This is a genomic window from Flavobacterium sp. AC105 (assembly GCF_979258495.1).
Genome location: NZ_OZ409860.1, coordinates 504,763 through 523,700 on the forward strand (window position 1 = coordinate 504,763; position 18,938 = coordinate 523,700).

The 18,938-nt window shown below is 32.6% G+C and carries 17 protein-coding genes; 12 read left to right on the forward strand and 5 right to left on the reverse strand.

Annotated features, from left to right (window positions below; translation table 11 throughout):
• Positions 1-92 precede the first annotated feature (92 nt).
• The 7 genes from ACZ0AH_RS02035 (at position 93) to ACZ0AH_RS02065 (ending at position 10,998) form a co-directional block, all read left to right on the forward strand.
• Positions 93-308 (forward strand): hypothetical protein, encoded by a 216-nt coding sequence (locus tag ACZ0AH_RS02035; protein WP_463474233.1) that lies wholly within the window; start codon positions 93-95, stop codon positions 306-308.
• A gap of 121 nt (positions 309-429) precedes the next feature.
• Positions 430-1,026: a lipoprotein signal peptidase gene (locus tag ACZ0AH_RS02040; protein ID WP_463474234.1), complete on the forward strand. Its 597-nt coding sequence runs from the start codon at positions 430-432 to the stop codon at positions 1,024-1,026.
• A 161-nt stretch (positions 1,027-1,187) separates the two neighbouring features.
• Positions 1,188-4,346 (forward strand): UvrD-helicase domain-containing protein, encoded by a 3,159-nt coding sequence (locus ACZ0AH_RS02045; protein WP_463474235.1) that lies wholly within the window; start codon positions 1,188-1,190, stop codon positions 4,344-4,346.
• Positions 4,347-4,426: 80 nt separating this feature from the next.
• On the forward strand, positions 4,427-5,620 hold the full coding sequence (gene kbl, locus ACZ0AH_RS02050; RefSeq protein WP_463474236.1) for a glycine C-acetyltransferase: 1,194 nt from the start codon (positions 4,427-4,429) through the stop codon (positions 5,618-5,620).
• A gap of 113 nt (positions 5,621-5,733) precedes the next feature.
• Positions 5,734-7,197 (forward strand): OmpA family protein, encoded by a 1,464-nt coding sequence (locus ACZ0AH_RS02055; protein WP_463474237.1) that lies wholly within the window; start codon positions 5,734-5,736, stop codon positions 7,195-7,197.
• 63 nt (positions 7,198-7,260) lie between these two features.
• Positions 7,261-10,026, forward strand: coding sequence for a PD-(D/E)XK nuclease family protein (locus tag ACZ0AH_RS02060; RefSeq protein ID WP_463474238.1), 2,766 nt, complete (start codon positions 7,261-7,263; stop codon positions 10,024-10,026).
• A gap of 291 nt (positions 10,027-10,317) precedes the next feature.
• Positions 10,318-10,998 (forward strand): ATP-binding cassette domain-containing protein, encoded by a 681-nt coding sequence (locus ACZ0AH_RS02065; RefSeq protein ID WP_463474239.1) that lies wholly within the window; start codon positions 10,318-10,320, stop codon positions 10,996-10,998.
• Positions 10,999-11,001: 3 nt separating this feature from the next.
• On the opposite strand, the gene ACZ0AH_RS02070 is transcribed toward ACZ0AH_RS02065, so the two are convergent.
• Positions 11,002-11,145 (reverse strand): hypothetical protein, encoded by a 144-nt coding sequence (locus ACZ0AH_RS02070; RefSeq protein ID WP_463474240.1) that lies wholly within the window; start codon positions 11,143-11,145, stop codon positions 11,002-11,004.
• A 291-nt stretch (positions 11,146-11,436) separates the two neighbouring features.
• Between ACZ0AH_RS02070 and ACZ0AH_RS02075 the strand changes: the two genes are divergently transcribed.
• Both ACZ0AH_RS02075 and ACZ0AH_RS02080 read left to right on the forward strand, forming a co-directional pair.
• Positions 11,437-11,757, forward strand: a complete 321-nt coding sequence (locus ACZ0AH_RS02075; RefSeq protein ID WP_463474241.1) for a roadblock/LC7 domain-containing protein — start codon at positions 11,437-11,439, stop codon at positions 11,755-11,757.
• Positions 11,758-11,775: 18 nt separating this feature from the next.
• Positions 11,776-12,150, forward strand: a complete 375-nt coding sequence (locus ACZ0AH_RS02080) for a hypothetical protein (protein ID WP_463474242.1) — start codon at positions 11,776-11,778, stop codon at positions 12,148-12,150.
• A gap of 78 nt (positions 12,151-12,228) precedes the next feature.
• Here the strand turns inward: ACZ0AH_RS02080 and ACZ0AH_RS02085 are convergent, their stop codons facing one another.
• Entirely contained in the window at positions 12,229-13,005 is a 777-nt protein-coding gene (locus ACZ0AH_RS02085) for an alpha/beta fold hydrolase (RefSeq protein ID WP_463474243.1), read from the reverse strand.
• A 218-nt stretch (positions 13,006-13,223) separates the two neighbouring features.
• On the reverse strand, positions 13,224-14,516 hold the full coding sequence (locus ACZ0AH_RS02090) for an aminopeptidase P family protein (protein ID WP_463474244.1): 1,293 nt from the start codon (positions 14,514-14,516) through the stop codon (positions 13,224-13,226).
• Between the two features lie 439 nt (positions 14,517-14,955).
• Between ACZ0AH_RS02090 and ACZ0AH_RS02095 the strand changes: the two genes are divergently transcribed.
• A complete protein-coding gene (locus ACZ0AH_RS02095) occupies positions 14,956-15,468 on the forward strand; it encodes a hypothetical protein (RefSeq protein WP_463474245.1) in 513 nt (170 codons plus the stop codon).
• A 136-nt stretch (positions 15,469-15,604) separates the two neighbouring features.
• Here the strand turns inward: ACZ0AH_RS02095 and ACZ0AH_RS02100 are convergent, their stop codons facing one another.
• Positions 15,605-16,024 (reverse strand): helix-turn-helix domain-containing protein, encoded by a 420-nt coding sequence (locus ACZ0AH_RS02100; RefSeq protein ID WP_463474246.1) that lies wholly within the window; start codon positions 16,022-16,024, stop codon positions 15,605-15,607.
• A gap of 240 nt (positions 16,025-16,264) precedes the next feature.
• Here ACZ0AH_RS02100 and ACZ0AH_RS02105 point away from each other — a divergent pair, with 240 nt between their 5' ends.
• Together ACZ0AH_RS02105 and ACZ0AH_RS02110 are read left to right on the forward strand one after the other, a co-directional pair.
• Positions 16,265-16,840, forward strand: coding sequence for a hypothetical protein (locus ACZ0AH_RS02105; protein ID WP_463474247.1), 576 nt, complete (start codon positions 16,265-16,267; stop codon positions 16,838-16,840).
• Positions 16,841-16,846: 6 nt separating this feature from the next.
• Positions 16,847-17,284, forward strand: a complete 438-nt coding sequence (locus ACZ0AH_RS02110; protein ID WP_463474248.1) for a GNAT family N-acetyltransferase — start codon at positions 16,847-16,849, stop codon at positions 17,282-17,284.
• 237 nt (positions 17,285-17,521) lie between these two features.
• On the opposite strand, the gene ACZ0AH_RS02115 is transcribed toward ACZ0AH_RS02110, so the two are convergent.
• Positions 17,522-18,883, reverse strand: coding sequence for a hydroxymethylglutaryl-CoA synthase family protein (locus ACZ0AH_RS02115; protein ID WP_463474249.1), 1,362 nt, complete (start codon positions 18,881-18,883; stop codon positions 17,522-17,524).
• Between the last annotated feature and the right edge of the window lie 55 nt (positions 18,884-18,938).

Below are 18,938 nucleotides of genomic sequence, written 5' to 3' on the forward strand. Positions count from 1 at the left end.
TAATTTATATTAACAAATATAAATTAAATTATGTATCATTGTAATGCCAAATCATTAATAATTTTAATTATTCACTATAAAAAACTTACACTATGGCTAAAGTATTGAAATTCAAGGAAGTGAGTTCAGATGTTGAAAGCAGAATGAAGGAATTTGAGAAGATGCGTATTAAATTTAAAGCTGATGTAAAAAAGGCAGAAGCAAAGAAAGCAAATGCCGGAAAAGAAGGTAAAGGCTTACTGAAATCTATTTCAGAATTTTTTGCCGATACCCCTAAAACGCCTGCAAAAACAGCTGTAAAAAAATAGACTTGATAGAAGTAATTAATTAAACCCATTTCTTTGCGGTTTTATTACAAAAGAATTAACGCTCCATAAGGAGCGTTTTTTTTGATTAAATTGTTACTTTTGCCACATCAAATTTTATAAAATGTCATTACGAAAAGCGTATTTCCTTATATTTTTAGTTTTAATTGTTGACCAGCTTTCAAAAATCTATGTAAAAACAAACTTTGTTTTAGGTGAGGAAGTGCATATTTTTAATTGGTTCAAAATTCATTTCATTGAAAATGAAGGAATGGCCTGGGGAACAAAAATACCTGGAGAATACGGAAAATTAATTTTGACCGTTTTTAGAATTTTTGCCGTATTCGGAATTGGATACTGGTTATCTGATGCTATTAAAAAGCGTCATTCTACCTACTTGATTGTTGCAATTGCCTTGATTTTTGCCGGAGCAGCAGGAAATATTTTAGATTCTGTTTTCTACGGAGTTATTTTTGATGACAGTACACATAATTTGGCAACACTATTTTCTCCGCATCCATACGGAACCTGGTTTCATGGTTTGGTTGTAGATATGTTTTATTTCCCAATTTGGGAAGGCGAATTACCAACATGGCTGCCTATTTTTGGAGGCAAACATTTTATGTTTTTCAACGCTATTTTTAATGTTGCCGATATGGCGATTTCAACAGGAGTAGGAATCTTATTGGTTTTTAATAAAAGAGCTTTTCCTAAAACATAGTTTTAAAATCCAATCCCGAAAAGTCGGGATAAATTCCAAATTCCAATATTTGAAGCGTTCATTGCGCGCGGATATTGGAATTTGGAATTTTATTTTTGAAATTTTCCATCCTTGGGATTTAATATTTATTGTGCTATTTTTACACTACAAAAGCCAAACCTATGCAAAGTCCGTCTTTTTCTATTTATGATGCATCTGCGGGTTCAGGAAAGACGTATACTTTAGTCAAAGAATATCTCAAAATAATTCTTTTATCGCCTAAAAACGATGCATATCGTAATATTTTGGCAATCACTTTTACCAATAAGGCAGTTCATGAAATGAAAAGTCGTATTGTTGGCAGTTTATCTGAATTTGCCAAAGACGAACCTTCGGCGAAAGCCTCAGATTTAATGGAAGATTTATCTCGGGAAACGGGACTTTCTATTATTAAAATCAAAACAAAATCGCAGAGTATTATCAAGCATCTTATTCACAATTATGCTGCTTTTGATATTTCTACCATTGATAAATTCACGCATAAAGTAATTCGTGCCTTTGCCCATGATCTTAATTTACCCATGACTTTTGAGGTAACTTTAGATACTGAAAATTTATTGGTCGAAGCCGTCGATGCTATTATCGCGCAAGCCGGTCAGGACGAAACGCTTACAAAATTGCTGATTGATTTTACGATGGAAAAAACCGACGATGATAAAAGTTGGGATATTTCTCGTGAGATTCTTGAAACCGGAAGATTGGTTTTGAATGAAAACAATCGGAATGAAATTTCACATTTTCATGATACTTCAATCGAAGAGTTTGTGGTAATTAAAAAGAAGATGCTGGATCTTTGCAAAGATTTAGAATCGGAAAATGAACAATTTGCTGTTGAAGCGATTTCCTTAATCGATAAAAACGGAATTGATTTAAAGTCATTTTCAAGAGGAACTTTTCCAAATCATCTGGAAAGTATTCGAGACGGAAAATTCAATCCAAGAAATAAAACGTTTCATGAGTTTGATGATATTGCGATCAATAAAACCGCAAAAGACCGGGCATTAATTGAAAATATAATTCCGGAATTGCTTTTAGCATTGGTTAAAATTTATAAAAATTTCGAAAAAAGAGATTTCTATAAAGCTTTTCTAAAAAATATTACACCGCTTTCGTTGCTAAATACGGTTAGTAATGAATTGGCAAAAATACAATCAGAACAAAATATTTTATCAATTTCCGAATTCAATGCTATTATTCATCGGGAAATTCAAAATCAGCCCGCGCCATTTATTTATGAACGTTTAGGTGAGCGTTATCGTCATTTTTTTATTGATGAATTTCAGGATACTTCCGAAATGCAATGGCAAAATTTAATTCCGTTAATCGACAATTCACTTTCCGGACTTGATGATTTAGGAAATAAGGGAACTTTAATGATTGTTGGAGATCCTAAGCAATCAATTTATCGCTGGCGCGGAGGAAAAGCAGAACAATTTATTGAGTTAAGTAAGGATAAAAATCCATTTAATAACCCCGATAAAAAAATTGAGCACTTAAATACCAATTACCGAAGTTATAGTGAAGTTATTGATTTTAATAATGCCTTTTTTAGCTTGATTTCGACTGAATTTTCAAATGAGGATTATAAAGATTTATATGAAAATCATAGTTTTCAGAATTCAAATTCCAAGAAAGGCGGCTATGTAAATATTTCTTTTCTTCCGATAATTGAAAAAAATGATTCTGCCGATGAAGAAGAAGCTGTAGAAAAATCAGATTTGTATGTTTTGGCAACTTTAAATACAATTCAGAACGTTGTTCGTGAAGGTTTTGAGTATAAAGATATCGTGATTTTAACCCGAAAGAGAGATCAGGGAATTGCGATTGCGAATTATTTGACAGAACAAAATATTCCGCTTTTGTCATCAGAAACATTAATGATTCAGAATGCAACCGAAGTTCGTTTGATTGTTCATCTCCTAAAATATTTAAATAATAGTGCCGATTTAGAATCGAAGGCTAATTTTCTGCATTTTTTGGCTTCGAATATGGAAATTGAAATGCCAATTCATGATTTTATTGCCAAAGGAATGGCGCAAAAGTTTGAAGTTGATTTTGAAAAATGGCTTTTGACTTTTGATGTTTCGCTTTCTTTTGAAAATGTCCGAAAAAAATCGTTGTACGAAGCAGTAGAAATTATTATTTCAAAATTTATTCCGCTTTCAGAAGGAAATGCTTATGTGCAGTTTTTTCTGGATATTGTTTTGGAACGCGATATTAGAAATCAAGCCGGAATCGCGGACTTTCTGACTTATTGGGATAAAAATGCAGAGAAATTCAGTATTCCGTCTCCGGAAGGAAATAATGCCGTTCGAATTATGACCATTCATAAATCAAAAGGTTTGGAATTTCCAGTTGTAATTATGCCTTTTGCCGAAGAAGATTATAGCAGGAAACCGAAAGATAAATTATGGCTTGATACGGAAGATGTTGATTTGGGAGTTCCAAAAGCATTAATTGATAATAGCAGTGCTGTGGAAGGTTTTGGCGAAAGTGCTTCGGCAGTTTTTAATTTGAAAAAACAAGAGGAATTGCTGGATAATATTAATGTTTTGTATGTGGCATTAACACGTGCCGAAGAACAATTGTATGTTATTTCGCAATCTTTAAAAGAAAGAAAAGACGGCGAGTTTCCGAGTAATATGGCTTCTTTTTTTATTAAATATTTAATGAATAAAGGAATTTATGATCCTGACAAATTAGAATATGAATTTGGAAATAAAACAAGGCTTTCTCCGCCAACAAAATCAGTTGATCTGGTTAAAGTAATTCCCGTAGTTTCAGAAGTTTTAAATCCAAAAAATATAAAAATTGCGCAACGCGAATCCTTAATGTGGGGAACGCAGCAACAAGAAGCGATATCATATGGGAATATTGTTCATGAGATTTTGGCTTTCGTAAAAGATAAATCAGATGTGGATTTGGCTATAACAAAGGCGCTTGAAAATGGTTTAATTACGTTTGATCAGGTAGATCAGGTTTCGAAAACGATTCAGGAAATTGTAAACCATCCTGAATTAGAGATTTGTTTTAATGGAAATAATACTATTTTGAATGAGCAGACAATCGTTCAAAAAGAAGGAAGAATTTTAAAGCCGGACCGAATTATTTTGACTAAAAATCGGGAAGCTTATCTTTTAGATTATAAAACCGGAGCCATTAATGCAAAATATAAACAGCAAATTCAGGAATATCAGGATGCAATTGAAGATTTAGGATACAAAGTGTTAAAAAAGGCATTGGTGTATATAGGATCAGAAATCGATGTAGTAAATTTGTGAAAAAATTAATCAGATGTTAAAGATTATCAGGACTTATAATAGTCTAAATTGTTAATATTTAACGTTTTAAATAAATAAAAATGTACGGTAAAATTAAAGAACATTTGCAAAGTGAGTTGCAGACTATTGAAGAAAACGGAATTTTTAAAAAAGAACGTATTATAACTTCTGCTCAGGATGCTGAAATTACCATTTCGACAGGAGAGAAGGTTTTAAACTTTTGTGCAAACAATTACTTGGGGCTTTCTTCTCATCCGGAAGTGGTTCAGGCCGCTAAAGATGCTATGGATACGCATGGTTTCGGAATGTCATCAGTTCGTTTTATATGCGGAACTCAGGATATTCATAAAACATTAGAGAAAAAAATTGCTGATTTTTATGGTACAGAAGACACGATTCTTTACGCAGCAGCTTTTGATGCTAATGGCGGGGTTTTTGAACCTTTGTTTGGAGAAAATGATGCAATTATTTCAGATAGTTTAAATCACGCTTCTATTATTGATGGTGTTCGTTTATGTAAAGCAGCCCGTTATCGCTATGAAAATAGTAATATGGAAGATCTGGAACAGCAATTAATTAAAGCAAATGAAGCTGGAGCGCGCTTTAAAATAATTGTTACTGATGGCGTTTTCTCAATGGATGGTCTTGTTGCGCCTCTGGATAAAATTTGCGATTTGGCTGATAAATATGATGCTTTGGTAATGGTTGATGAATGTCATGCTGCCGGATTTATAGGCGCTACTGGAAAAGGTACGCTTGAAGCAAAAGGAGTTATGGGCAGAGTTGATATTATAACCGGAACTCTTGGTAAAGCCCTTGGTGGAGCAATGGGCGGATATACAACTGCAAAGAAAGAAATAATTGAATTGCTGCGTCAGCGTTCACGACCATATTTATTTTCTAATTCATTAGCCCCGGCAATTGTTGGAGCGTCTATTAAGGTTTTTGAATTATTAGAAAAAGATACTTCTTTGAGAGATAAATTAGAATGGAATACGAATTATTTTAAAGAAGGCATGAAAAAAGCAGGTTTTGATATCATTGATGGTGACTCTGCAATTGTGCCAGTTATGCTATATGATGCAAAATTATCTCAAACAATGGCAAACGAACTTTTAAAACAAGGGATTTATGTAATTGGATTCTTCTTTCCTGTTGTTCCAAAAGATAAAGCAAGGATTAGAGTGCAATTATCTGCCGCACATTCTAAAGAGCACCTAGACAAGGCAATAAGTGCATTCATAGTTGTTGGACAAATGTTAAAAGTTATATAATTACCACTTTACTGAAATTTTTGTAGGTTTTTTTTAACATTTCATTTTGTATTTAAAAAATTTGGTGTTACTTTTGCTTGTAATTAACTAAATTGTAATTAAAAAAATTAAGTATGAAACATCTTAACAAACTTTTAGTTGCTGTGATGATGGTGATGGGTTTAAGTTCTCACGCACAAGACAGTAACAATCCATGGGCTATCTCTTTTGGAGTTAATGCCGTTGACACTAGAACTAGTTCTGGTGCTGGAAGTGGATTTTTTGATCAACACTTTTCGCAGCCATTCGCTGTTAAAGACAACTGGAACATTCTTCCTTCATTATCTTACATTGGTGTGTCTAAATATGTTGGACATGGTTTCTCTGTAGGTTTACAAGGATCTGTAAACAAAATTGATAAATACGTTACTTTTGATCCAACTGCTCCAGGGCATGATTCAAGAGGAAATGTTGTGACTAATCCTGGTGATTTGATGTATTATGGAATTGATGCTACTATTAAATATAGCTTCCAGGAATTAATCAAATCTAAAGTAATCGATCCTTCGTTATCTGTTGGTGGTGGTTATACTTTCTTCGGAAAAAGTAGCTACGGAACTGTTAACCCAGGTGCTGGTATCACTTTTTGGTTCACAGATGCTATTGGTCTTGAACTTGCTACGAAATACAAATGGGGACTTCATGCTGACAGACAAGATGCTGCTGGTGTACCAGACGCTCCATCTCATTTCCAACACACTGCAGGTTTAATCTTCAAATTTGGAGGTAAAGATACTGACGGTGACGGAATCTATGACAAAGATGATGCTTGTCCAGATGTTGCTGGTTTAAAACAATTCAATGGTTGTCCTGATACTGACGGAGACGGAATCGTTGACGCTAGTGATGCTTGTCCAGATGTATTTGGTTTAGCTGCATTAAACGGATGTCCTGATACTGACGGAGACGGAATTGCTGATAAAGATGATGCTTGTCCAGATGTTGCTGGTTTAGCTGCTTTAAAAGGTTGTCCTGATACTGACGGTGATGGTATCGCTGACAAAGATGACAAATGTCCTACAGTTGCTGGTCCTAAAGAAAATGGCGGATGTCCATTCTTAGACGCTGACAAAGATGGTGTAGCTGATAAAGATGATGATTGTCCTACAGTTTACGGTCCTGCTTCTAACAGAGGTTGTCCAGAAGTAACTTCTGAGGCTTTAGAAGATCTTAAAGTTCAAGCAAGAGCGGTTTACTTTAACTCAGGAAAAGCTACTTTCAAAACAGGAGACAAAGAAACTCCAGCTAGATTAGATGCTATTAAAGAAATCCTTAAAAACTATCCAAACGCGAAATTCTCTATTGAAGGACACACAGATAGTACAGGTTCAGCTAAAATCAATCAAAAATTATCTGAAGATAGAGCTGCTGCTGTAATGAATGCTTTAATTGAAAGAGGTGTTAATCCAGAAAACTTAGAGTCTAAAGGATTTGGATCTAGCCAACCAGTTGCAAGTAACAAAACTGCTGCAGGTAAAGCACAAAACAGAAGAACAGAAATTAGACACATTGGTTCTAAATACCAAGGTAAAATCTAATTTACTTTCTAAATAAATACTAAAAGCCATTCTTAATTGAATGGCTTTTTTTATTTTTATAAAATGATAAATACTTCTTTTCTCGAAAAAATTTCAACCGTTATAATTCAGGATTTTTCAGCAAAACTTGCTGAAACTACGATCATCTTGCCTAACAAAAGAGCTAAAGTTTTTTTAATTGATGCTTTAAGAAATCAAATTGAAAATACTATTCTTTGTCCTGAAATTATAAGTATCGAGGATTTTGTACAAGATGTAGCCTCAATTAGATCAATAGATTCAATTGAGCTGTTGTTTGAGTTTTATGAAGTTTATTTATCTGTTACAGAAAAACAGCATCAACAATCATTTGAACTGTTTGCTAATTGGGCAAAAACACTTTTGCAGGACTTTAATGAAATCGATCGCTATCTTTTAGAACCATCGCATGTTTTATCTTATCTTAAAGATATTGAAGACATTAAAAAATGGGGTATCGAAGTAGAAAATAAAACCAAGCTTTTAGAAAATTATATTGATTTCTGGAAACTTTTGCCTTTGTATTATGATTCGTTGTATAATCATTTATTAAACAAATCAATTGGCTATCAAGGCTTAATTTACAGAGAAGCAGTTAATAATTTAAATCACTTTTCGGATTCTGTATCAAATAGAAACTATGTTTTTGCAGGATTTAATGCTTTAAATGCAGCAGAAGAAAAAATAGTACAACATCTTTTAGCGCTGGATCAGGCTAAAATTTACTGGGATGTTGATCAAACTTTTTTAAATGATCCGTATCATGATGCCGGACTTTTTGTGAGACGTTTTAAAGAAAGCTGGAAACATTATAAATCAAATCCTTTTGAATGGATTGTAGATGACTTTTCACAATCTAAAAATATTCAGGTAATAGGAACTCCTAAAACGATTGGCCAGGCAAAATTGGCAGGAAGTATTATTGAAAATATAATTACTGAAAACCCGTCAACATCTCTTGATAAAGTGGCGATTGTTCTTGGTGAAGAAAATTTATTAATGCCGGTTTTATACGCATTGCCATCTTCTGTAGGAGCTTTGAATATTACCATGGGATATTCCGGTAAAAATAATCCTTCACAAATATTGATTGCAAAATTATTCAAAATGCATACAAACGCACTTTCCCGTAAGGGCGAAAGTTATGTTTTTTATTATAAAGATGTACTTGATATTTTAACGCATCCATTGGTTGAGCCTTATGCCAAGGCTGGAAATCTGGTGCGAATTATAAAGGAGAATAATTATACTTTTATTACGCACAATCGAATTATTGAGCTTAATTCTGATCAGTCGCAATTGTTTAAATTGTTATTTCAGAAGTGGGAGAATGGTTCAATTGCAGTTCTTGAAAATATTTCGGCGCTTTTACTTTTGATAAAAGAAAATTTCAGTAATGATAATGAGGAAGAAAAAATTGCTAAAGCTTTTGTTTATGCTGTTTTTAAAGTAATTAATAAGTTGATTAATTATTATGCTAAACATCATCACATTGATAATATAGATACTCTGCATGCTATTTATAAGCAGATTATTGATGTTGCAGAAGTTTCGTTTGAAGGCGAACCTTTAAGAGGTTTGCAAATTATGGGAGTTTTGGAAAGCCGTGTTCTGGATTTTGAAACCGTAATTGTTACTTCAATGAACGAAGGAAAATTTCCGGCAGGAAAATCCCAAAATTCATTTATTCCATACGATGTGAAAAGAGAATTGGGTTTGCCAACTTTTAAAGAAAAAGATGCCATTTATACCTATCACTTTTATCATTTATTGCAAAGGGCGAAAAATATCTATTTGATTTATAATACAGAAAATGACGGATTAGATGCCGGCGAACGAAGCCGGTTCATCACGCAATTAGAAGTTGAAAAAAAATTAAAACACAATCTTACTTTTGATATTTACAATCCGGTTTTGCCTGCTAAGGCGTATCAGCCAATGGTAATTCCAAAATCAGAGGCTGTGATGGAACGTTTAAGAGAAATAGCCGTTGCCGGATTTTCTCCTTCGGCTTTGACGAGTTATATCAGAAATCCGATTGAGTTTTATTTTCAGAAAATACTCCGAATTCGTGAAGTTGAAGAAGTAGAGGAAAATATTGCTTTAAATACACTCGGAACTATAATTCACGAAACTTTAAAAGCACTTTACGATCCTTTTATTGGTAAATTTATTTCGGAAACTGATCTTCAAAATTGTTTCAAATTGCTGGATAATGAAGTTTTAAAGCAATTTAAATTGGTGTATAAAGAAGGTGAAATCAAAAAAGGCCGTAATCTTCTGGCATTTGAAGTTGCAAAAAGAAATGTTTCAAATTTCCTGAAAATAGAATTAGAATCAATCAAAAATGGCGATGCAATTCAGATTATAGCTTTAGAGAAAACATTTGAACGTCAATTAAATCATCCAAATTTGCCCTTTCCTGTTTTGATTAAAGGAAATGTTGACAGAATTGAATTGCGCAACGGAAAAATAAGAATCATCGATTACAAGACTGGAAAAGTAGAGAAAAACAATGTTGTTCTTAAATCCTGGAATGGATTAACACAGGAGCTTAAAAACGATAAAATCATCCAGGTTTTGGCTTATGCTTTTATGTTTGAGCATGAAGCAAAAGATTTTCCTATTGAGGTTGGAATAATTTCGTTTAAAAATTTAAAATCAGGCTTTTTACCCTTCGGATTTAAGGAAGATAAAGATTTGGATATAACAGTTTCGAAAGAAGTTTTGGGTTATTATCTGGAAGAAATTGTTTTGTTACTAAACGAAATTTTAGATATCAATATTCCTTTCGAAGAAAAAATCAATTAACATCAGAAAGTTAAACAACATATTTGAGTTTTTCAAAACCACTTTATTAATTAATCTGGCAGTTTGTGCAATTGCTGTTTTCTTTGGCGGTTTTGATTGTTTCTTTTTAATGTTTTTAAGTTTTGGATTCCTGATAAGTATTGCTTTTAAAGAATTATATCGTAAAAATGAATATTTATTTTATTCAAATAATGGAATTTCAAAAATTCAGCTTTTAATTTTTAGTTATATTCTGACTTTTGTTACATCAGTTTTTGTTGGTTTAATTATTTTCTTAATAAAGCAATTATTTTGAAAAAACATGTTTTAGAAGTAGACGGAATTCAGAAGAGTTTCGGCAATAAAATGATTCTTTCAGATGTGTATCTTAAATGCGAAACTTCTGAAATAATTGGTTTGTTAGGAAGAAATGGTTCGGGAAAATCGACTTTACTTAAGATTATTTTCGGAATTGTATCGGCACCAAATAAATGTATTCGCATTGATTCTGTTTCAGGAAATGATGCAAATTTCTTATCGAATGAAATTAGTTATTTGGACCAGGATTCATTTATTCCAAATCATTTATCAGTAAAAAAGGCAATCACATTATCGATAGATAAACAAAATACAAGGGATTTTTGCGAAGATAAATTCATTAAAGCTCTTTTAAATAAAAAAATTAAGCATTTATCAAGTGGAGAATTGCGATATCTCGAAATTAAAATCGTACTTTTTAATCCCTCCAAATTTGTTTTATTAGATGAACCTTACAACGGATTATCGCCTTTAATGGCTGATCTTGTCAATGAAATGATAATAGAAAATTCGCATAAAAAAGGAATTGTCATTACAGATCATAATTACCAAAATGTAATCAAAATTTCGACTCGTTTAATTTTGATTAAAGAAGGTAAAATACATCAGATAATTGATAATGCTGAACTTATTGAGAAAGGTTACTTAACCCATTCAGCATTTTTTTGTAAGTAGCTTTTAGCTGAATATTTTTTTGAAAAATCCTTTCTTTTGAGATTCTTCTGTATTTGGATTATTTATGCTTCCGTTCTCAAAACGAAATCTTCTAAATTTCATTAATCTTACATTTAAATCAAAGCGTAATTCGTCTACTGTTTTCATTTGGCTAATTTTTTTGCAAAGCTATGAAAAACTTCTTTCAAACTATATTTATTTCTTAAAACCATATTTGAAGAATTAGCGTATATCAATCATAATGTTGGATTTTTAGATAAATATTCTTTTTTTGTTATCGTTTTTTATAAAATTTATTTTTAAAATAAAGAAACAATAGGAGATAAATAAAAGTAGTTCAAACGTTTACGGGTGCCTGCTTTTTTAACAAGTGTTTATCGGACAATTCTATTTATTAAAAATATATTTGAACCTTGTTAAACACGAAATGAAACCGATATGATAGATCTAAATACACTTGTAGAAGAGACCGGAGCTGAATCCGGAGTGAGTTTTAATATTGATGGTATCTTGCTTGAATCTGTTAATTTAGAGTATGACGGAAATGTTGCTGCAATGATAGGGATGATATTAAAAATGTGTTTAGAAATGTCTGAAGATGTCAATAATGGCGATCTGAGACAGGTTATGATTAAGAATAATGATGGGATTGTAGTAGCCAATAAGGATGTTAATGATAATTGTATTGCCTTACTTTCTAAAGATATAAGTAAAATGGGACTTTTGCTGCGCAAAATGGATACCGTTTTCAATAATTAATTTAAACAAATTTAAAACATGTCAGATTTTTTACAGAATTTTCAAAATGATTTAAGAGAAAACATCAATGGATTCATTGCCGTTTCAGTAACTGAGGTTGAAACAGGAATGTCTTATTGCTCGCTTTCTGTAAATCCAAATTTTGACCCGGAATTAGCATCTGCTTATAATTTAGAAGTTGTAAAAGCAAAATTAAGCGCTATTAAGGCTTTAGGATTAAATCAAAAAATCAATGATATTTTAATTACACTAACAGATCAGATTCACATTATCGATGTTTCTGAAGATGGTAACTATTTTATTTATTTAGCTGTAGATTCATCAAAAGCGAATCTTGGATTAACAAGAGCTACTTTGTCTAAATTCAAGAAAGACATTATAACGAAACTTTAGTATTTGCCCCCAAAAATGAAGAAAAGGCTGTTTTTAGTATTACTGAAATGGCCTTTTTGGATTTTAATACTTTCCTGATTATTGAAAAAAGTCTAATAGAATAGTTTTTAATTCTTCTTTGTTCTCAATATGACTCATATGTCCATCCTCAAAAGAAACCAATTCGGCAGTTGTATCTTCTATTTGAGAAAGACTTTCCTCGTAGTTTAAAACAGGATCTTTTTTTCCTAAAACCAACAAAACTGGAAATAGGTTTTTGTGTAATAATTTCTCTCTGTCTTTTCTGATTTTCATACCTTCCAACGAAGCTATAATTCCCTGTAAAGGTGTTTTTAAAGCCTGGATTTTTACTTTTTCAATTTCATCTGCCAATCGGGTTCTGTTATTTTCACTGAATAAATTTGCGATTGCCAAACTAACAAAGTTGACATAATTTTGTTTTACGGCTTTTATGGCGCGATTTCTATTTATCTTTTTTTCATGACTGTCTTCTTTTGAAGTCGAGTTTAATAAAACCAATTTAGAAATTTTTTCCGGGAATAATTCGGCGAAAGCCAAACTAACATAACCGCCCATGGAATGTCCTAAAATGTCAACTTTTTTAATGTCTAAATGTTCTAAAACTTCATGAACAACATTTGCATTATCTTCCATCTTGTGTACATAACCCAGCGATTCTGATTCACCATGACCTAATAAATCAATGGTAATAACGCGATACTTTTCTGAAAATAAATCAACATATTCTTTCCACATTTTTTTGTTTTCCAAAAAGCCATGAAGCAATACTATTGCAGTTCCTTTGCCAGAATCAGCATAAGATATCTTAGTGTTTTTATATAAAAGAGTTTTCAATATGATGTTTTAAGGATAAAGTACAAAGATAAGAAAACCATATGCGATATACGAAATATCGTGCTTTGATATAAGATTAAAAGCGATATGATATAAATTTTTTTATTTCAATTATGGTTTTGAAATAAAAAAACGGCTTTCAGGATGTGAAAGCCGTTTTGTTTTTTTATGATTTTAAAAGGAATTTATATTCAGGAAATGTTTTCTTTTACATGAAATTACTCATTCATTAAACTTTCGATTTCATCAGCTTCAACCGGAATATTGCGCATTAAATTAAAAGGACCGCCTTTTTCCTGAACCACAACATTGTCTTCCAGACGAATTCCAAAACCTTCTGCCGGAATATAAATTCCAGGTTCAACCGTAAAAACCATATTGGCTTTCATTGGTTCGTGAAGCAATCCGTAGTCGTGCGTGTCAAGTCCCATGTGGTGAGAAGTTCCGTGCATGAAATATTTTTTGTAGGCTGGCCAATCCGGATTTTCGTTCTGAACATCGGCTTTGTCAATTAAGCCTAAACCAATCAATTCAGAAGTCATGATTTTACCTACTTCAATATGATATTGTTTCCAAAGTGTTCCCGGAGTCAACATTGTTGTAGCTTCATTTTTAACTCTTAAAACCGCATTATAAACCGCTTTTTGTCTTTCAGAAAATTTTCCCGAAACCGGAATTGTTCTCGTCATATCGCTAGAATAATTTGCATATTCTGCCGCAACATCCAGCAAAATTAAATCTCCGGCTTTGCATTGCTGATTGTTCTCAATATAATGTAAAACATTCGCATTATTTCCAGAAGCAATAATGGGTGTATACGCAAAACCTTTAGAACGGTTTCTGATGAATTCGTGCGCCAATTCGGCTTCAATTTCATACTCCGTAACATTTGGTTTTACAAACGACAATAATCTTCGGAAGCCTTTCTCCGTAATATCACAAGCTTGCTGAATTAAATCAATTTCTTCGCTTTCTTTTACAGAACGAATACGCTGCAAAATTGGGTTGCTTTTTGCCACATTGTGTGCTGGATAACGCTCTTTCCACCATTTTACAAAACGAGCTTCACGCGTTTCGGTTTCAACTGTTGCGCGGTAATGTTCGTTTGTATTGATGTACATCGTATCGGCATACGTCATCATTTCGTTCAAAACTTTATGAAAATCCTGTAACCAATAAACGGTTCTGATTCCAGAAACTTGGTAAGCGCGTTCTTTACTTAATTTTTCACCTTCCCAAACGGCAATATGATCGTTGGTTTCTTTCAGGAAAAGCATTTCTTTTTGACTTTCGTAAGGTGCATCCGGAAATAAAAGCAAAATACTTTCTTCCTGATCTACCCCACTCAGATAAAAAATATCTCTGTGTTGTGCAAACGGCAAAGTACTGTCGGCACTAACTGGGTAAATGTCATTAGAGTTGAAAACGGCAACACTGTTAGGTTTTATTTCTGCCGTGAATTTTTTGCGGTTTTTTACAAAAAGAGCGCTGTTTATTTGATGATATTTCATAATAATGTGAGTTTTGAACTTCGAATTTCAAAATTAGTGATTTTTGAAGAAGTGGCGTATAATTGATTTATTAAAGTTTTCATATTTGTTTTGGGATTTGCCGTGAAGACGCTAAGGCACAAAGTTTTTTTACAATTCGATAATTATTGAGAACGAAGCTTAATTTAAAACATAACCAATGGTTTCAACCATTGGAGGGTAATATTTATCACAATCAGAATCCCATGGTTGAAACCTTGGGCTATGGTTTAAAACAATAACCGTACAATCGCAATCTTGTCATTCTGAGGAACGAAGAATCTCCGTAAGTAATTCGATACTCGGTATATTATAAGTTTATTGTTTATTTAGGAAATAAGTTTTTTCAATTGCGATAATTGGTATATTGTTGAGTAAAAAATTATATCAATTATATTGTAATATCTAAAAAAAATAAATTATGTCAATGACCCAAATAGCTTTTTTAAAGAAGATAGATTTACCAGCAAAATCAAAAATTGAAGAACACATTAATGAACTCGGTTACGATTTTAAAATTTTAGATGAAGTTGAAAACTTATATGATCAAGAAGGGCTTTCTTGCTCATTAAATGGATACAAAACTTATTTTGAAATTTATTTTGAAAATCCCTCAGAAATAATGGATGAAGTTGAATGGATAGAGAAAGACCTAACTGACCAAGATCTTGCTATTTCATTTATGTGGGGAGCAGATTTTGCTGCTGGGGCGTGTATTGGGCTTATATCTGTTGCTTTAATTGATAATTGCAATGCTTTAATTTATTATTTAGATGATGAGATGAAGTATTCACGACAAATGCTTCTTGATGATACGCCTCAATTCATAAATGAACTAGAAAGACAAAATAAAAACCATAAGTACTCAAATGCTTCTGTAAAAAAAGAAAAAAAGAAAAGCTTTTTAGATAAATTCAATGCTTTTTTCAAATAAAATTTTTTGAAACAAAAAATTTGGACGAAAGCCCGATAGTGCGAATTTAAAATCTGCTCCCGGTAACAATAATCCCATAAAAAAAAACCGAAGCCATAAAACTTCGGTTTTTCTATAAATATATCTTTCTTAGAAATTACTTTTTCTCGCTCAACAATTTCTCCAAATAAGCAGCTTTGTCTTTTTCAGCTAGAAGTAATCTTTCATAAAGTTTTGTATTCTGTTCAGTAGCTTCAAGAAGTTTGTCAAAAGGATTAAATGTGCATCCATAACTTATTACAGAAGAGCCGTTGTTGTTTTCTATATCAATAGTATTCCCAATAATATTAAAAACAGCTTCTTCAGAAAAATTTTTGATTACATCAGCAGGAACGCCCAAAGCTTCGGCAATAGCTTTTAGTTTTTCGTCGTCAACGCTTTCGCTTCCTTCAATAATAGAAATAGATTGTTGCGTCGTGCCAATCGCAATCGCAAGTGCTTCTTGTTTCATGTCTCTAAGCTCTCTGATTCGGCTTATGTTTCGCCCGATGTGTCTAGGTTTTGGTGCTGTGCTCATAGTTCAAAGATATTTAAAATTCTTTTACATTTTTTGTTTTGGTAGAAAACAAGTCTGTGTTTGTGAGATACATTTTGTAAATTGTTTCGCGAATCGTAAAAATACAATTTTTCTTACCAATCTATTAGATGTGGGCAAATAGAACGTCTATTAAAGATCGATATTTGTTAATAATGGAATTATTAATAGAAAAAGCATTAAACCGATAAAAGATTTTAGAGTAAGTTATATTCATTAAAGATGAAATTAAATACAGAAGTTAAGTATTTAACCCATAAACAAAGTGCCATTTTTTTGCTGGTTTCGCTATCTCTTATCTGGGTTTGGATGTTTATTACATCTATAATCGACAGAGGAAACGATCGCGGATTGATTACTAGTTTTGGTACCGTAATAATTTTGACTTTTATATTGGTACAATTCTTTGCAAAAGTTAAATCGGGAGAATATTTGGCAACATTCTTTTATCTCAGTTTTGGGAGTTTGCTAAGTTTTATTATAACCATGACAATTGGGCTTCTTATTATGGCAGTAATCGAATGGGCAGCGTTTGTAGTTCCGTTAACGACAACCGGGTTTTTGTTGTTTTTTATTCTTAGACGATTGTTTTCTTTTCCGGATAATTTTGTTGCATTTTGGGTATTGTTTTCATTGCCAATTCTGACAGTAATAACGTTGAAATTATTTCCTTTTTATGATGATATTACCCAGTATGATTTAGGTCTCGGATTCCCAATTGCGATTTATTTAAGTTTTGTTTTTATCGCAATTGCAATACTTTGTAGAGAAAGTCAAAAAGAAATTATAGAAGAATAAATAATTATGGAATCAACAATCGAAATAAGAAAAGTCGAAAAACGAGATTTGGATTTTGTCTACAACGTAATTTGCGAACTTGAAAATGAAGAGTTAGATTTCGAAGTTTTTGCAACAATCTTCAATGAAAATATTTCGAATAAAAAAAAACTTTACTTATTGGCAGAAAATGAAAGTGAAGGTTTAGGATTTATTAGTTTCCACACTCAAAATCTTCTGCATCATTGCGGATTAGTTGGAGAAATTCAGGAGTTTTTTATTCATCAAAATCATCGCGGTCAAGGAATCGGTCGGCAATTGATAGAAAAGATAATGCAATATGCAGATCAAAATAACCTAAAAAGTATCGAAGTAACAACAGATCGCAGAAGAGTAGAAAACGTTTTGATTTATGAAAATCTGGGTTTTACTTTATCACACAATAAGTTTACCATTTGTAAATAATTCAAGTTGAAACAGGCGCAATGACTAAGATTTTTTAAACATAAAGTATGTCTTCCTGAGCGAAGTCGAAGGACACGTACGAAATTAACACAAAGAGATTTACATTGTCGAGCTACTTGCGTGTCCTTCGACTTCGCTCAGGATGACAAGATTGTGCTTAATAAAAAAAACCGAAGCAATTTGCTTCGGTTTTGTATTTATTGGAATTTGTTCCCGATAGCTATCTGGAGGAATTTCTTAATCCATCCATTTATAATATCTCGCCCCAATCAAATTAGGAATTTCGTTTTCGATTCTGTCTAATACCCATTCGCTTTTAGGAGTTCTGATGCTTTGTTTTTGTTCTTTTTTATGAAGACTTTCATAAGTTTCAAAGCCAATTTCTACACTTTCTTCTAAGTTTTCGAAAAGTTTGGTTTTGGCTAAAGCCGATTGCCATTCCGGTTGAATTGTTCCTTCAAAAACTTTCGATTTCGATCCGCTTCCGTAAGCCAGGAAACCGAATTTTGTTCCGGCAACTTCATGTTTGGTATCATAATAATGAGCCAAAGTCGATAATAATCCCATAAAAATGGAACCTGTGTAAAGATTTCCAATTAAAGAAGAAGCCAATTCTGCAGGTTGTAATTTCTCGGTTACAAACTTTTTATATTCATCAGATTTTCCTACTTCCTTAATTTTATTCTGATAATCTGCGGGTTCTATATTATCTGCAATAATTTTATCAGCATGATCTAAAGCATAAATTTCAGATAACATCCTGCGTCCCTGAAAAGAGTAGGGAAGATGCATAATAATGCTGTTCCAGGTATTGTATAAAGTTTCGGTCGTGTTTTTTAGTTTTTTGAATGAGAAATAGGCATTTCTGGTTCTATCCATATAACATTGATTCGAATATTGACCGTCAAAAACCGGTTGATCCTTGTGAATTTCGATTTCAGCTTCTAAATTATCAAACCAGGGATCGTTATTTTCATTTTTGGTAATCGCTTCTTTTGAGATAGTTCTGTAAGGTTTGAAAAAGTCGAAAACACCTTTTGTGCTGGTTGCCCAATTTTCATCAAAAGCAATGATTCTTGGGTTCGAAGTTACCAGCATTGCTAGTGCTCCGGCGCCCTGTGTATATTCTCCGGTGGAGTTTAAATCGTATTTCGCAAAATCAGTTGTAACAACAATTGCTTTTTTGGTCGGATTTAGTTTTACAAAATCAATGCAGTTTTGCAAAGCATCAACTCCGCCAATACAGGCAAAAGTAAAATCGACAACATCACATTCGGCAAGAGAATCTTCGCCAAATTTTTGTTCCATTAAACTAATTAAGAAAGAACTAATTGGTTTCGAACTGTCGATTCCGCTTTCAGTTCCAACATAAATCCGGTTAATTTCGTTTAGGTTTATATTGTTCTCACGGATAAGTTTGGTCAAAGCATTGGCGCCAAAAACAATAGCATCCTGATGAACGTCAGGTAAAGTCATTTTGATTAATCCCAAGCCTTTTTCTAATTTTTCGGGTTCAATATTTCTGGCAACAGCCAAAGTTTTAATGGGTAAATGTATGTTGGCTACATCAAAAGAAATAGCATCAATTCCTGTTTTCATTCTGATTTTTTTTGAAGCCGATAAAGGTAAAATTATGCTGCGTAAATTGAGCCGT